15 protein-coding genes are annotated in these 15,704 nt (G+C 58.3%); 1 reads left to right on the plus strand and 14 read right to left on the minus strand.

Annotation, left to right across the window (positions count from 1 at the left end; translation table 11 throughout):
* Positions 1-16: 16 nt before the first annotated feature.
* The 5 genes from B0G52_RS36050 to B0G52_RS35495 form a co-directional block, all read right to left on the minus strand.
* Positions 17-307 (minus strand): DUF3502 domain-containing protein, encoded by a 291-nt coding sequence (locus B0G52_RS36050; RefSeq protein WP_233162254.1) that lies wholly within the window; start codon positions 305-307, stop codon positions 17-19.
* The gene (locus B0G52_RS36055; RefSeq protein WP_233162256.1) at positions 308-502 is read right to left on the minus strand and encodes a hypothetical protein; all 195 of its coding nucleotides are present in this window, start codon (positions 500-502) and stop codon (positions 308-310) included.
* A gap of 175 nt (positions 503-677) precedes the next feature.
* A complete protein-coding gene (locus B0G52_RS36060; RefSeq protein WP_233162258.1) occupies positions 678-1,220 on the minus strand; it encodes a type 2 periplasmic-binding domain-containing protein in 543 nt (180 codons plus the stop codon).
* 207 nt (positions 1,221-1,427) lie between these two features.
* Positions 1,428-1,730, minus strand: coding sequence for a helix-turn-helix transcriptional regulator (locus B0G52_RS01795; RefSeq protein WP_158223533.1), 303 nt, complete (start codon positions 1,728-1,730; stop codon positions 1,428-1,430).
* Positions 1,709-2,299: a hypothetical protein gene (locus tag B0G52_RS35495; RefSeq protein WP_158223534.1), complete on the minus strand. Its 591-nt coding sequence runs from the start codon at positions 2,297-2,299 to the stop codon at positions 1,709-1,711. The genes B0G52_RS01795 and B0G52_RS35495 overlap by 22 nt, the downstream gene beginning before the upstream one ends.
* Before the next feature lie 349 nt (positions 2,300-2,648).
* On the opposite strand from B0G52_RS35495, the gene B0G52_RS36065 reads away from it, so the two are divergent.
* Entirely contained in the window at positions 2,649-3,005 is a 357-nt protein-coding gene (locus tag B0G52_RS36065; RefSeq protein WP_233162260.1) for an ABC transporter permease subunit, read from the plus strand.
* A 289-nt stretch (positions 3,006-3,294) separates the two neighbouring features.
* Here B0G52_RS36065 and mobB read toward each other — a convergent pair whose 3' ends face one another.
* The 9 genes from mobB to B0G52_RS01845 form a co-directional block, all read right to left on the minus strand.
* Positions 3,295-3,795 (minus strand): molybdopterin-guanine dinucleotide biosynthesis protein B, encoded by a 501-nt coding sequence (mobB, locus tag B0G52_RS01805; protein ID WP_094041788.1) that lies wholly within the window; start codon positions 3,793-3,795, stop codon positions 3,295-3,297.
* A gap of 20 nt (positions 3,796-3,815) precedes the next feature.
* Positions 3,816-5,078, minus strand: coding sequence for a molybdopterin molybdotransferase MoeA (locus tag B0G52_RS01810; protein ID WP_094041789.1), 1,263 nt, complete (start codon positions 5,076-5,078; stop codon positions 3,816-3,818).
* Between the two features lie 8 nt (positions 5,079-5,086).
* Positions 5,087-5,725 (minus strand): molybdenum cofactor guanylyltransferase, encoded by a 639-nt coding sequence (gene mobA, locus B0G52_RS01815; protein WP_158223535.1) that lies wholly within the window; start codon positions 5,723-5,725, stop codon positions 5,087-5,089.
* 264 nt (positions 5,726-5,989) lie between these two features.
* Positions 5,990-8,722, minus strand: a complete 2,733-nt coding sequence (locus tag B0G52_RS01820) for an alpha-L-rhamnosidase (RefSeq protein WP_094041791.1) — start codon at positions 8,720-8,722, stop codon at positions 5,990-5,992.
* A 30-nt stretch (positions 8,723-8,752) separates the two neighbouring features.
* Complete coding sequence (locus B0G52_RS01825; protein WP_094041792.1) at positions 8,753-9,577, minus strand: carbohydrate ABC transporter permease; 825 nt, start codon at positions 9,575-9,577, stop codon at positions 8,753-8,755.
* Positions 9,574-10,500 (minus strand): carbohydrate ABC transporter permease, encoded by a 927-nt coding sequence (locus B0G52_RS01830; protein WP_094041793.1) that lies wholly within the window; start codon positions 10,498-10,500, stop codon positions 9,574-9,576. The genes B0G52_RS01825 and B0G52_RS01830 overlap by 4 nt, the downstream gene beginning before the upstream one ends.
* 269 nt (positions 10,501-10,769) lie before the next feature.
* On the minus strand, positions 10,770-12,095 hold the full coding sequence (locus B0G52_RS01835; protein ID WP_158223536.1) for an ABC transporter substrate-binding protein: 1,326 nt from the start codon (positions 12,093-12,095) through the stop codon (positions 10,770-10,772).
* Positions 12,096-12,276: 181 nt separating this feature from the next.
* Positions 12,277-13,845 (minus strand): response regulator, encoded by a 1,569-nt coding sequence (locus tag B0G52_RS01840; protein ID WP_094041795.1) that lies wholly within the window; start codon positions 13,843-13,845, stop codon positions 12,277-12,279.
* The gene (locus B0G52_RS01845; RefSeq protein ID WP_094041796.1) at positions 13,838-15,583 is read right to left on the minus strand and encodes a cache domain-containing sensor histidine kinase; all 1,746 of its coding nucleotides are present in this window, start codon (positions 15,581-15,583) and stop codon (positions 13,838-13,840) included. The genes B0G52_RS01840 and B0G52_RS01845 overlap by 8 nt, the downstream gene beginning before the upstream one ends.
* Between the last annotated feature and the right edge of the window lie 121 nt (positions 15,584-15,704).

The following is a 15,704-nucleotide window of genomic DNA, read 5'->3' on the forward strand; positions in this document are numbered from 1 at the left end:
TAGCCTGCAAAAAAACCTAGAACTGCTCGTTATATTTCTCCACCACTTTATCCAGTCCGGCAGCCTTCATTTTCTTCAAAGCGGCAGGGAACGCCGTCTCGTAATCGAGCAGTCCCAACTTAATCGGCAAAATGCTTGTATTAAACTCCGCCAGCGTATTCGTATATTCCACGCTTACCTCGGACGCATCGAAGTTAAACCCAAGCGTCACACTGTTGACGGCGTCCGTGCTCTGGCTCGCCCGGTATTTCAGAATCGTCGGATGCGTATTGGCCGCCCAGCGAATCATCTCCACATGTCCCAGCATTCAGGAGGCGACCTGATAAGCCGGAGCTCCGTTGCTGTCGAGCTTCAAATCCTCTTTTAACCCGTCTCCGATATTTTTCCAATATTCGCCTTCCGGTCCGTACAGAACAAGATCAAAGTTGTCCTGGCTGCTGAACACCCAGTTCGGAAACTGAACGGCCGCTTCCGGATGCGGCGACCTCGCGGAAGAAGGCAACGTCTTTCTTAAATTCCTCGCTCTCGATCCACGAGGAGACCTGGCCCTGCTGATCGATTCGAATCAGATTTTGAAATACGGTAAAAGGATACGTAACATACATAGGATGCAAGTAATAAGCCGGCTCGGTATTCAGCGTTCGAATGAACACATTTTTGTTCGCATCCGGCCAGCTTCAACAAATCGTCGGCCGATTTCGGCGCTGCAGCCCGTTTTGCTCCAATAAATCCTGACGAACCGTAACCATGCCGTCCGCATAAGCGCTGTCCAGCCAGTAGTTCGGCACAGAATAAATTTTACCCAAAATTTTGACCGTATCCCATATCCAATCCGGCAAGCTCTTCTTGAGTTCAGGACCGTACTCGTCCAAATATTCGTCGATCTGAATGATGCCGCCGTTGCTGGCTAGAACGTTCGGGCCCTTGTTGTCCTGCATAATGTGGATCAGCTCGAGCTCTTCGCCTGTCGACATCATCAGGTTCGTCTTTTGATCCCACACATCCCAAGAAATATAGATCGCCTCGTATTGGAGATTCAGTCCGTCTTCCTCCAGCTTCTTATTGATCGCCGCTTCGCCCGCCTTCTGATCCTGAGGCGCCGTTCCCGGCATGACATATCGGACCAGCTTCTTCTCGCCGTTGTTCTCTTGAGCGGCCTCCTTGCTTTCCGCGCTTCCCGTATCCCCCCGGCGGCATTGCCGTCCTCCGACGAGCTGCAAGCGGAAGTTACAGCGGATAAAGCGACCAGCAAGCCAACCATCGGTAACCAGACTTTTTTCATTCGGATACGCTCCCTTTTTTGTAATGATGGTCCTTTCGATGAAACCGTCCCCATCATAATCAAGGCGGCAAGCGCGGGTAAACTTCAAAAATTGCGAATCCCTTTAATTCTGCGATAGCCGCCGCTAGATTTAATTCGATTTCATTCACTTTATGAGAATGGCCTGCCATTCTCCGGGTTCCGCCTCCTGATTGCTGTGGAGGATCGCGTCGTTGCGATACTGCGCGGGCGACATGCCGTACTTCTTCCGGAACAGCGTAAAAAAGTAAGTCGTATTATGAACGCCGACCTTCTCGTTGATTGCCTGGACCGATTCCGTCGATTCCAGCAGCATTCGCTTCGCCAGCTCCAGTCGAACGTCCTTCAAATAATCGTTAACCGACTGCTGATACTGCGCTTTGAACAGCTTGCCCAAGTAGCCTGGCGTTAGACCGACATAATCGGCCAAAAAGTCGACGGAAATGTCCAGCTTCCAATAATTTTGGCGATATACGCTTTGATTGTGCTCATTTGGTCCGTGTTGCGGTTTTTCGTCTTGGCTTCCATCTGTTCGCAGATGCAGCGGCACAAGGCCGCCAAATCCGCCGCGAACGCCTCCAACGTTTCATAGGAAACGGCGTGAAACGCCATGCGCGCGAACAATTCCCGCTGCTCGCCGACTGCCGAGCCCATCAGATTATATTGCTTGTTCAACTCCGTCAGCAGCTGCTGCAGCATGTAGAGTGCATGATGATAGTCGGCTCCGTACAGCGAGGCGACAAACTGGTCTATGATCCGGACTGCCGCTTGCGCCTGATTCATCATTTCGGCCGGCTCGCCTGCTTCGTTCAACTGCGGCAAAATCCCGAGCACGACTACGTTAAAATAAGACCCCGCCAGCGGCTCGGAAAACCGGTCGGTCAGATCGGTCTGGCTGCCGGTCAAATACTTGAACAGACCGCTCTTGCGGGCAACCGCCACGGCTGGCTCCATCTCGGTCACTTTGCGGGCGATGCTGGAGTAAGTCTCGTCGATCATATAGAACTCGTTGATGCAAGTTACCTTTAACACGGTGCGGCTTAACGTATTGTTTATCGTCTTTAGTACGCTGTGTGCGCTGGTGCTGGCCATTCTGTTTAACTAGCTGAAGAACAAATGGCTTTCGAAAATTACGCAATCGACGATTCTTTTTCCAAACTTCCTGTCCTGGGTCATTATCGGCTATGTCATCTACAGCTTGTTTGCCACAAATTTCGGATTAGTGAACAAGGCGCTCGTCGTACTCGGATGGAGCCGGTGAATTGGTACTCTTCTCCGCAATATTGGGTGGCGATTCTGGTGGGGGCCGAACATATGGAAGGATGTCGGGATCTCGCTCGTCATTTACTTGGCGGCCATCACGGGAATCGACGGAACGCTGTACGAGGCCGCGCAAATTGACGGCGCCAACCGCTGGCAGCAAATCCGGCGCATTACGCTCCCTCTGCTCATGCCTACCGTGTCGATTCTGTCCCTGTTCGCGTTGGGAAAAGTGATGTACGGCAGCTTCGATATGATTTATGCCATCATTAAGGACAACGGCCTGCTGTACCCGACCGTCGACGTTATCGCTACTTATGTGTTCAGAGCTTTGCGTACGATCGGCAACCCTTTCCAAGCAATGGCTGTCGGCGTCTATCAATCCGTAGTCGGCTTCATTCTCGTGTTCGGCGTCAACTGGATCGTCCGTAAGAAAAACCCCTGACAATTCCTTATTTTTAATAGGAAGGAACACATCCAGCGGATTAGAGAAAATGTTGGATCAATTGCATTGCTAGTTAATTTTGCTGTCGTAGTTTAAAAAAATGCCGCAGCAATTCCTTATACAGACGGTCGTGCTCCATACGCTGCCCTCTCCCCTCACCATGAAAAATTCGTCGAGAAAACAGAAAAGCCGCCCTTCTCCGGCTGGAGAACGAGCGGCGTGTGCTTCACGACCGAACCTTATTATTGGCATTATCGTAACATGCCGGACGGGCCGGCGCAACTGCTTTTTACGATCGGAGAAAAGCGAGAAGCCGCTCCGACGAATCGGGGGCGGGGAGAACGAGGACGGGAATGCCCATAGCGGCCGCACGTTCCTCCACCGCGGGAAGCGGCTTGCGAAGCGCAATCGCGACGACGTTAGACAGTTGCAGCAAATCGGCGTCCCCGTCGTTCCGAATAAGCGCGACCTTCGGATAAGGCGCGGACTTGAAGCCTTCGATAATCAGGTCATCGAGATCACGCAGCCTCATCTGCGACACCAACTCCTCAATCGGCGTCGTCCGCTCCAGCACCCAGGCGGTTCGCGTCGGCGAAACGATCGCCGTCGCCGATGAGCCGGCCTCCCGGTGCTTCCACGTATCCGTGCCCGGCGGCTCCGGCTCGAACTGATGGGCGTCGTGCTTAAGCGTGCCGACTTTGCGGCCTTCGGCGGCGAAGGCTCGGATAAGCTCGCACGCCAACGTCGTTTTGCCCGATTTTTTGTATCCGACGATTTGAATAATGCGCATCGCTGTCCGTCTCCTCCCGGCTACCGGCTTATTTTCCACGCCTTCACGGGGTGTCCCCGCTTCAGCCCTTCCTTGAGCGGGGGAATTTCGATCAGACAGTCCGCCCCGACGATCGTCGTCATCAGACTCGATTTATCGTCCCCGGTCGGCGTTACCCATACTTGTCCGTCCCTGATCTCGGCGCTGGCCCGAATGTAGCGGCGATAGGCGTTTACTTTCGGGAAATCTTCGCCCAAGCATGCCGTAAACGAAGGATGGAGCGGCCGTTCCGTGCCAAGCATACGGCGCAGCGCCGGGACGGCGAACAGGTGGAAGCCGACGAAGCACGCTCCCGGATTGCCGGACAGCGCGAGCACCAGCTTGTCACCGAACAGCGCCGCGGATGTCGGACTTCCGGGCCGCATCGCGATTTTGTTGAACAGCAGCTTCACGTCCGGCTGCGCCAAAATATCGACCATGACGTCGTAATCGCCAACCGATACGCCGCCGGTCGTCAGCAGCAGATCGCATTCGGCCAGCGTCCCACGCACGAGCTTGCCGGCTGCCTCCGCATCGTCGGGCACCTTGCCGAGCAAAATCGGCTCCGCGCCGAACTCCCGTACGAGCGCGGCCAGCATCGGCGAGTTGCTGTTGCGAATTTTCGCGGGCGCGAGCGGCTCGTCCACTTCCAACAGCTCGCTTCCGGTGGACAGAATCGCCACGCGAGGGCGACGCGATACGGCAACGCGGGCGCAGCCGCAAGAAGCGAGCACGGCGCTCTCCCCCGCCCCGATCCGCTGTCCGGCGGGCAGCAGCTTTTCTCCTTCGCGAATCTCGCTGCCGATCTCGGAAATATTGGCGCCCCTCGAGACGAACTTGCCGATCTCCACGTATGCACGGCCCTCCCGATCCCCAGACGAAGTCATCTCCAGCATGACGACAGCGTCCGCCCCTTCGGGCACCATGCCGCCGGTCATGATCCGGGACGCTTGGCCGGGACCTATCGGATGCTTCGGCTCAGTTCCTCCGGGCAGATTCTCCAGCACGGCGAGCTCCGCCGGGCCGTCAAGCCGGGCATGCTCCAGATCCGCCGTGCGTACGGCGTAGCCGTCCATGCCCGATCTGCGGAAGGGCGGAAACGGATGCGGCGCGATCAGCGCCTCAGCCAAATGTCTGTCCCACGCCTCGTGCAAAGAAACAGTCTCGGCGCCGAGAACACGAATATGATCCAGTATCGTTTGCTGCGCTTCTTCCGGCTGAATCGCTTTGCGGCGAAACCGCTCGGGGGTGTCTGTCTGCTGCATAGTAGACACTAACTCCTTTGCTGCGTATGCTCCGCCCATCGGGCGTTCTCCTTGGCGAGCTGTTCCGGCGTATCGATATCCTCGGCCAAAGCAAGCGAATGCCCGCCGGCCTGCAATTCGTCTTCTCCGATCTCGCTCAGTTCCATTCGCTCCATCCAATCCCGCAATCGGCGCATTCCGGATTGCAACAGCTCTTCCGCGATCGTACCGGTTTCCTTGCGGTAGACGCCATGGAGAGGCTGAAGATTTCCTCCGATTACGGGAACCGCCGCTTGAGCCCGACCGCTCGTCAGCCGGCCGAGCAAGTAACCGGCAGCGGCCGCGCTCGGATACGGCTGATCGCAGCCCAGCAGCCAAATATACGGGAACGCGGCGGCCTGGAATCCGGCATGCACGCCGGCAAGCGGACCTTCTCCCGCGTAGACGTCGGACACGATCCGGACGGACGGCTCCGTCGCCCGCAACTTTTCGGCGAACGCCGGATCGTTGGCCACGACGACGATCTCGTCCGCCAGCTTCGCCGCTTCGCGAAGCTGGCGTTCGATGATCGTCTCCCGACCGATCGTCAGCAGCGCCTTATTGCGGCCGCCCATTCTCCTGCCTTCTCCGCCGGCCAAGATAACCGTCGTTACTTCCGCCTGCTTCACCGCTTCGCACCTCGCCGAATTTCTATGACTATTGCAGACTGACCCGCGAATAGAATGATTCAATGATGTTACTGTTTCTACCATTGTAGTCTTCTACCGACTAACGAAGCAAGCACATTGGTCACTATGTCTGCCCCCAAATCCAATTTCGCGTCAGCTTTTCCCCTCTCCAGCAACAAAGAAACCGCCGCGCGGCGATCACTCCTTCGAATGATCTCCGCACGACGGCTCATGCGCCCTTCCCTATCCGATGTTCCGTTCCAACTACGCCGGAAGCAGCGACACAAAGCTGAACTTGCCCGAACCGACCCGGAACACGGCGCATCCGTCCTCCCGGCCGACTTCGTTAACACCCGCAGCCAGTCGCGCAGGCGCATTCCCTTCCAACACCTCCGTGCCTTCCACGGACGGCACGCAGACAAGCGCGGTCGCGTTAGCCGGCACTTCCACGACGAGCAGCAGCTCTCCGTTCACGACCCGCCACTCCGTCGCAACCGGCCCGCGTACACTGTCGTAGCGGCAACGCGCGAACGTCAATCCGCCCAGCGGCCGCGGCCGAATGAGCAGCTCCCCAAAGCCGGCGCCCCCGCTCCCGATGCCGCCGACGTGCCGGAACAGCCATTCGCCGATCGAACCGAAGGCGTAATGGCACAGCGAATTCATGCCCGGATCCTGAAACCCCCGCTCCTCCGTCCAACCGTCCCAACGCTCCCAGATCGTCGTGGCGCCCTGTCGCACCGAGTACAGCCAGGACGGGTACTCCTCGCGCAACAGCAGACGGAACGCCAAGTCGGCATGCCCATCCCGCACGAGCGCGTCCATCAGAAACTTCGTGCCGAGGAAGCCCGTCGTCGCCATGTCTCCCAGCTCACGAATTTTGCCGACGAGTCTCGCGACCGCGGCCCCCCGCAGCCTCTCCGGCAACAGATCCATTTCCAGCGCCATCGCGTAAGCCGTCTGCGTATCTCCTTTGATCCGCCCTTCCTCGTCCACGAACCGATCGACGAACGCGCCGCGAATCTGTTCGAACCGCTCCCGGTAAGACCGGCAGTCCTCCTCTTCGCCCAGCGCTGCGGCAATGTCCGCCATCAGTCTGGCGCTGTACGCCATATAAGCCGTCGAGAAAATATCGTAGGGCGTTGTGGAATGGTGGCTGACCATGCGGCCGAATTCGGCGATCCGCTCCTCGAACGGGCGTTCGTTCACGGACAGCCAGTCCCCGTACTGAGGCACGTCGTCGCGAACCCCGTCGGGGAACTGCGCCCGATTGAACTCGACCCAGCGCTTCATCGAATCGTAATGCTTGCGAAGCGCGCGCCGATCCCCGTAGGTTTCGTACAGCAGCCACGCCACGATGAGCGGAGCGTCCGCCCATCCCGCCGAAGCCGTATGCGTGTAAGTAAAATCGTTGTCGAACTCGGTCTTCGGACCGAAAATAAACGGAGCGAAATCCGTATACGCCCCGGTCGGCCTCTGCGCATCCTCCAGGTCGACGAGCCACTTCGCGTAGAAAGACGAAACGTCCATATAATAAGCGGCCGTCCCGGAGAAAATCTGTCCGTCCCCCGTCCAGCCGTGGCGCTCGTCCCGCTGCGGACAATCCGTCGGCACGCTCATGAAGTTCGCCCGCTGCGTCCAGCGCACATTCTCGATCAGCCGATTAACGAGAGGATGCGAAGTTTCCAGTTCCCCCGTCTCCGGCAAATCCGAGTGAACGACGACGCCGACCGCATCGCCCAGCTCGAACGGTCCGTCCCCGCTTACCTCCACATAGCGGAAGCCGTGATACGTAAAAGTCGGCTCGAACGTCTCCTCGTCCCCGCCCCGGCATACGTATACATCGGTCTGCCGGGCGAAGCGCAGATTGTCCGTATACAACTCGCCGCTCGCGTCCAGCGCCTCTCCGAACCGGAACGTGATCCGGGTTCCTTCCGCTCCCCGCACGCTTGCGCGAATCCACCCCGCCATATTTTGTCCGAAGTCGATCAACACCCGCGCGTCCGGCGTCCATCGCAAGCTATGCGGCGTCCGCTCTCCCGTCTCCCGGATCGGCCGCGACATCTGCGCGACGATCCAGCCGCGGTAATCGTACATGACATCGACCGGACTCCAGGCCGCATCCGGGAAGCCCGGCGCGTTCCAGCCCGGCATCTCCATTCGCGCGTCGATCGTCTCCCCCATCTGCAAATCCGAGGAGACGACCGGGCCGAGCGACGCTGCCCATGATCCGTCGGTTGTCACTTTTTCCCGCGAGCCGTCTTCATATTCAAGGTTGAGCTGCATCAGAAAAGCCGGATCCATCCCATATTTCTGATACCCGAACATGCCGATATAGCCGGAATACCAGCCGTGCCCCAGCAGGACACCCGCTGCGTTATCCCCTTCCCTCAGCAAAGAGGTTACGTCGTACGCCTGATACTGAACGCGCACATGGTAGTCGGTCCATTCCGGCGAGAAGACGTCCCGTCCGACGCGCTGCCCGTTCAGCCACAAACGGTACAGCCCAAGCGCGGTCGCGTACACGGTCGCCCTGCGCACGCCGGCGCGCACGACGAAGCTCTTTCGCATGTACACGTTCGGCTTGGGCGCTTCCTTCGTCGGCTTGACGTCGTTTTTCCACCCGATCCATACGCCCTTCCATTCGTCCCTGCTCAGCAGCCCCATCGACCAGCAGGCGGTCTCGCTCCAGGGCCCCTCAACGCCATGTTCGTCCCAAGTCCGCACCTTCCAATACACCCGTTGCTCAGAGACGAGCTCGCGCCCCTCGTATTCCACCTGCTGCGTCGCCGCGCTCTCCACGATTCCGCTGTCCCACAAATCCCCTTCGTCCTCGTCCAGCAGTTCCGGGCTGGAGGCGACCAGCACCCGGTACGCGCTTTGCGCCGCTCCTCTTCTGCCGCACGCGACGACCCAGCCAAGACGGGGACGCCCGACGTCTATCCCAAGCGGATCGTCCAACTGTTCCGTACGAAGCCGCTGCGCTCTCAACGTTTCCATCTCTCTGCCTCCCAGCCTATCCGCGTCTCTCTACCCTTTAATACCGCCCGAAGCAACGCCTTCCAGCACCCTGCCGGAGAAAATAAAGAACAGAATCAGAATCGGCACGGTCGCCATGACCGAACCGGCCATCGCCAGGTCGATGTTGTACATCAGATTGTTCGTGAACTTCATGATCATAAGCGGAATCGTCTTCTTCGCTTCGCTCTGCAGCATAATCAGCGGAACGAAAAACTGGTTCCAGATTTGCACCGACATAATGATGCAGATGCTGAACACGACCGGGCTCGCCAGCGGGAACATGACCTTCGCGAACGTCGTCCATTCCCCGGCTCCGTCGATCTTCGCCGATTCATACAGGTCGGCCGGCAGCTTCTCGAAAAACGTCGTCAACAGAAACACCGGCATCGACAACCCCGACGCAAGCACGATCACGACGCCCCATTGCGAATTCATCAGCCCCATGTCGCGAATGAGCAGGAAAATCGGAACGATGCCGAGCTGCACCGGAAACATCAGGCCGATCAGAAAATAAACGAGCAGCCCGTTCTTGAACCGAAATCGGAACCGACCGATCCCGTAAGCGACCATAGACGACAGCGCGATCACGATCAGCAGAGTGGCGGCCAGAATCAAGACGCTGTTGAAGAAGTACCGGTGAAAGCCCGCTTCCGCGAACAGCTTGCCGAAGTTGGCGAAGTTGAATACTTCCGGCCAGCCGAACGTGTTCGACAGCAGCTCCTTCTTCGACCGGAACGCCTGGTAGGTCATATAACCGAGAACGAACAGCGTAAATGAGGAATACAGCCACAGGATCGCGGAGCTGGCGTACGTTCTGCGCGCTTTCAGATTCATGCTCCATCCTCCGTTCGGCGATAGGTAAGGACGACTTGAACGACGGCGACGACGAAGATAACGGAGAACATGACGCAGGCGATCGTTGTGCCCATCCCCATGGCGTTCACGTTCATCGTGCCTCCGACCGCGCTGTTGTCGCCGAAGGCGATCCGATAGAAGAACAGCGCCATGACGTCCACGCTGCGGTTGATGCCGCCCGATACGCCGCCCAGAATAAAGCTGAAGTCGAACATCGTCATCGCGAAAATGTACGTCAGGATGAGCATATTCAGCACCGTCGTCTTGATCTGAGGCAGCACGATGCTGAAAAATCTCCGCCAGTAGGACGCTCCTTCGAGCAGCGCGGCCTCCATCATTTCTACCGGAATCATCTTCATCGCCCCGAGAAAAAAGATCATGCCGACGCCGATGCCCGACCAAGCGACCATCATCCAGACGATATAGATGCCGAGCTCCGGCAGCCCGATCCACGGTCTCGTCCATTCGCCCAATCCGACCGCTTCCAGCAGCTTGTTAAAGACGCCGATATTGCCGTCGAAAATGAGCGTGCCCATGAACACGATCACAGGCGTGGCGATAAATTGAGGCGAGAAAATCATCGCCTGGAAGAAGCGATGTCCTTTGATTCGGCTGTACAGCAAATAGGCCATATAGAGCTGGCCCGGCAGCACGGCGAGCGTATTAAGCAGAAACAGCACGACGCTGTGCCGGAACGCTCCGGTCAGCTGCCCGAACAGTTCCTTGTTGCCGAACAGCTCGGCGTAATTGGCGAAGCCGACGAACGTCTTCGGCCCGATCCCGTCCCATCGGTTCAGGCTGATCTGGAACGCCGAGAAGATCGGATAGACGGTAAACAAGCTGTACAGCGCGAAGCCCGGCAAAATGAACCACAGAAATGGCCGTTTTCTAAACCAAGTCAACCGTAACACCCTCTCTGCCCGCGGCAAAGGGGCTGTCCCATACGCTAACAAAGCTTCTTGGCAAGATAATCGATAAACAAGGGGACAGGGGGATGTACCTCCCTCCGATGCTATACGCTCCTGAAATTTGAATAGGCAAACCCGTTGCAAGGTGATTTCAGGAGCGTATGAGGCAGTCTACGGGAGGTACATCCCCCTTCTTTGTCTATCGATCATCCCAAGCTTCTATCTACCGGGACAGCCCCTTTAACCGGATGATGTCTTCGTATTTACTGCGCCGGGTAAGCGGCCGCTTTGTCGAGAATTTCCGCGCCTTCGGCTCCGGTAATCGCGGACGTCATCAGCTTCGGAATGACGTCCTTCATCAGCACGTCTGCCGCATTGGACTCCTGCGACGACAGCGCGGTCAGCACGCTGTAGATGTTGACGCCCGCCTCGTCGAATACCGCCAGCTCCTTGACGCCTTCATCCTTCGCCACAATGTCCTTGAGCGTCGGCACGAGCCCTACCGCGTCTTCCAGAATTTGCTGCGCTTCGAGCGAATTCAGGAACTCGATGTATTTGACCGCCTGATCGGGATGTGCCGTCTTGGAAGACACCGCATACGTCATGAAGTTGCTGTAGCTGGACTGCACGACCTTCTTGCCTTCCTTGTTTGGAATCGAGAAGCGGCCCAGGTTGATGCCGGAATCGACGTAAGTCGCGTTAGCCCACGTTCCGTCGACGATCGCCGCCGCTTTGCCGTTCGTGAAGGCGAATTGGGCGGCCGCGTAGTCTTGGGCGAGGAAATCTTTGCCGAAGTAACCTTTGTCGATGAAGTCCCGGAACGCCTGCAGCGTCTCCGCGACGGCCGGATCGGTCAGCTTGCCTTGTCCGGCTTGGGCCGCCTTCAGCGCCGAGTTGGAGAAAGCCGGAGCGAAGGCGAAGATCGGCCAGGCGCGGTCCCACTCGCTCTTGCCGGCGAGCGCGATCGGCGTCAATCCGGCGGCCTTCAGCGCTTCCAGACCCTGGACGAATTCGTCCCACGTCGTCGGCGACTGCAGGCCGTTTTTCTCGTACAAGTCCTTGTTGTAGTACACGACGTTCGTATCGAAGAACGACGGCAGCGAGCAATAAATTTTGCCGTCCACCGTACAGTAAGTTACCTCGGATTCGGCATAACGAGACAGATCCAGGTTGTACGGAGTCAGATCCAGCAGGAAGCCGTTTTTGACCATTTCGCCCATCTTCGCCGTCTTGTCTCCCTGCACCCAGAACAGGTCGGGAAGCTCGTTCGCCTGCAGCGCAACGTTAAGGCTCTGGTCGTTTTGCGCGAAGTCGTACTCCAGCTTGATGTTCGGATACTTGGCCGCGAAGGCGGCGTTGATCTTCTTGAACGGCTCTTCCAGTACGGCTTGGTTGCCCAAGTCTCCCCACACCTTTAATGTGACGCTCTCTTCTTGAGGAGCTTGCGAGTTGGCCGCGGGCGCGCTGCCCGACGGGCTGGCCGACGGACTGGACGCGTCGTTTCCATTGTCCTTGCCGCCGCAGCCTTGCAGCACCGCGCCGGTCATGGCGAACAGCGCAAGCGCGGTAACGAGTCTTTTTCCCTTCAAATGAAACCCCTCCGATTTTCGTAGGAATGTAGGCAAGATCGCGATCTTCCTACAGTGTAAGCGATTGCACCTGAGCGCTCCATGCAGCAATCGCCTGAGAACGTTCCATCTCAATCGAAGAACGCGACCGTTCCCCGGGTGATGTTCCATATTTTACGATTCAGGTTCCATTTATCCGGAATTACCTTCTTTGCTTAAACTGCTTCACCGTCTGTCCGGTCGTGCGCTTGAACACTTTAATAAAATAATTCGGGTTCAAATAGCCGACCCGGGCGGCAATCTCCTCGGTGGACAGCTCCGTCTCGTTGTAGAGGCGGATCGCCTCGCGGATGCGGATACGCGTCAAATAGTCGGAGAACGCCTCCCCCGTCTCCTGGCGGAAGCGCTGGCTGAAGTGGCTCGGGCTGAAGCCGACGCGCTCGGCGGCGTCCTCCAGCCGGATCGGCTCTGCATAGCGGCTCTCCACGAACGCCTTCGCCTTGGCCAGCCAGCCCCGGCTCGCTTGCAGCGACGAAGCCGCATCTTTGGCCCGCGCCAGCATCTCCTCCAGAATGCGGACGAACTCCGCTTTCGTACCGGCCTTGCGGAACGCTGCATTCGTCCCGAACCGGCCGCGGAGGCTCTCCGGGTCCAATTCGTAGCGCTCGATCATCAGATTCATCAGATGGGTCGCGATCATCTCGCCGATCCTTCCCCATTCGGACGGCAGCAGCCGTTCCGCCGAGTCGGCCATACGGCGGCGAATCTCTTCCCCCAGCTCCTCGAAGTGAAGAAACTCGATTTTGTTTTTCGCCTGCCTGTACAGATCAAGCCATTCCTGCTCGCCCATTTCCCGCAATGCGGCGCTTTCTCCGAAGTAGATGCCCGCTCCCTCGTAGAAGCACATCCGGGCGGCGCGCTCCGCATCCGTTCGCGACTGCCCGAGCCGCTCGAACGGCAGGGAGGCTCCCGCTCCGGCGACGAGCGAGACGTTCAGGTTTTTCGCCCATGCCGCGGTCAGTTCCTCGGCGATCTGCCGCAGCCGAACTTCCCCGTCGGGATCGCTTGCTTCCAGCGCACAGGCGCCATGCAGCATGCCGTCCTGCTCTCCGAAGTATTCCAGGCCGTCCAGCCGGGAGAAGATCTCCTCCGTCTGCAGCGCCATCGCTTTGCGTTCCGTCTGCGAGTAGTCCGACTCTCTCGGCAGCGGCATCAGAACGAGCCAGCGCGCCGACCTGCCCAGCGCTTCCAGCCGCTTCAGCAGCGACGGGCAATGTCCGGACAGGAGGCCTTCCGGCTGCTCCTTCGTCCGCGCGAGCAGTCCGGCCTTCTCGTCGGCCAACGAGTCATCCGCTTCCGCCCCCCGGTCTCGAACGCGCTCTCCTCCCGAGCTCCCTTCCTCTCCGATCGTCAGAGCGTCCAGAACGCGCAGCAGCTCCTCGGGTTCCATCTCGTATTTGGAAATATAGTCGGTCACGCCGGCCTGAATCGCCTGGCGGGTATATTCGAAGTCGCTGTAGCTGCTCAAAATAATAAAACGAAGCCCCGGATCGAGCCGCTTCAGTTCGCGGATCAGCGCGAACCCGTCCATTCCCGGCATGCGGATGTCGGTCAGCACGATGTCGAACGCCTCTTCTTCCGCCGCGCGCAGAGCTTCCTCCCCGCTCTTGAATACACCGGCAATCCGGTAACCGCGGCTTTCCCATTCGATGATCGATTGCAGCCCGATCCGCACGAGCGCCTCGTCGTCGACGATCATCACTTTACGCATGCGAGCGCTCCCCCTTTTCCACCGTCGTTTCCCCTATTCTCAAAGGCACCTTTACCGTAACGGACGTGCCTGCCCCCGGTTCGCTCCGTATCGTCAAGCCGTAACTTTTTCCGTAATGAAGCTGGATTCTCTCATGAACGCTGCGCACGCCCAGCCGATCGGTCGGAGGAGCGAACAACCCGCTTACGAGCGCCTCTACCTTCTCCTTCTGCATGCCGACTCCGTTGTCCTCGACCGTCACGAACAGTTGATCTCCTTCCGACGCGGCGGACACCATAATTTCTCCGGGACGCTCCGACGGCGCCAAGCCGTGAATAAGCGCGTTCTCGATCAGCGGCTGCAGCAGAAACTTCAGCACCTCGACCCGCTCCAGCCCATCCGGAACATTCGTCGAGAACTCGAAGTGCTGATAGCGCACCTTCTGAATCGCGACGTAATTGCGCAGAATCGCGATCTCGTCCGCCAGAGACACGGGATCGCCCGACCCGCGAAGCGCATAGGTAAGCAAGGCGTTCAACGAATCGACCATCTCCTTGATGTTGTCCTGCTTCTGAATCATCGCCATCCACCGGATCGAATTGAGCGTGTTGTACAGAAAATGCGGCGACAATTGATTCTGCAGCACCCGGATTTCGGCGTCCTTCTTTTTCTTCTCCTGCTTGGCGACCTCGTCGATCAACTGTTCGATCTCGTACATGATGGAGATGAACGTATCGTTCATCTCGACGATTTCCACCGCTCCGCCGAATCGCTTCAGCTTGCCCGGACGGACGCCCTTGATGCCCATCTTCATATTCAGCGTCAGCCGGCGGATCGGAATGACGAGATCGAGCGCCAGCAGATGGGTGACGACGAGACCGAGCAGAATGCATCCGAACAAAATGAACAGCGCCTGCCTGACCGTATGGTAGATCGGCTCGTACAGCCGGTCGAGCTGCATCTGCACCGCCAGCGTCCAGCCGTTGCCCAACTGGCCGTCCGTGAACGACAGCAGCCGCTCGCTTCTGGCCTCGTCGATCGACACCTCGTTGTCGACGAGCGCTTCTCCGCGTTCGTCCAGCAGCTTAAGCGCCGTATCCTCCTGAAACTTCGTCTGCCGGAAAATATCGCCGATCGCCTCGACGCGAATGACGAGCGTCAACGTGCCCAGCTCGTTCAGCTTCTCGTCGCGGATCGTCCGTCCGAGCCGGAAGGCCCGGAACTTCGTGTAGCCGTCGTCGAACGTCTGCGGGGCGAACCACCTGGCTCCGCCTTTCATCTCCCCCACCGCCGCCCGGTAGGCCGGATCGCGCACGTTGTACTCATCTATGGCGTTTTTGCCGTACGTGTAGATGGCGCCCGGCGTCTCGATCTTGATCGAGCGGATATAGCTGTTCTGGTCCGCTCCCAGCCAGAGCACGTTCAGCTTCTCGTTAATCGCGCTCTCCACCTTGAACCTGTCATAGGCGGACTCGGGCTCCGTCTTCGCCAGCCTCAGCAGTTCTCCATCCGTCATGATCTGCTTGCTGAGCTGCTCGTAGCTTCTCATCCGGTCGTCGACTTTCTGCCCCATCAGGCCGAGCAGGTCGGTCGCGTATTCGGCGGCTGTCGCCTTGGAAGAGGACGTATAGCTTTCCGTCAAATAATAAATGCCCGCGAGCGCGGGAAGCAATATAAGCGGCGTGTAGACGAGCACCAGCTTGTAAGGCAGGCGGATACTGCGCCAACGCGTCGGAAGTTTGAACCGGCCGATCCTCATCCGTCTCCCCCTCTTGTATGCGCTTTCCCACCATTCTAGCACAGATGCCCGCAGCTTCGTCCGTAAACAAGCAAAAGGGGATTCCCCAAAGTCATAAAAGATGACTAGGGATATCCCCTGT

It is taken from the genome of Cohnella sp. SGD-V74, assembly GCF_003001675.1.
Taxonomy (GTDB): domain Bacteria; phylum Bacillota; class Bacilli; order Paenibacillales; family Paenibacillaceae; genus Cohnella.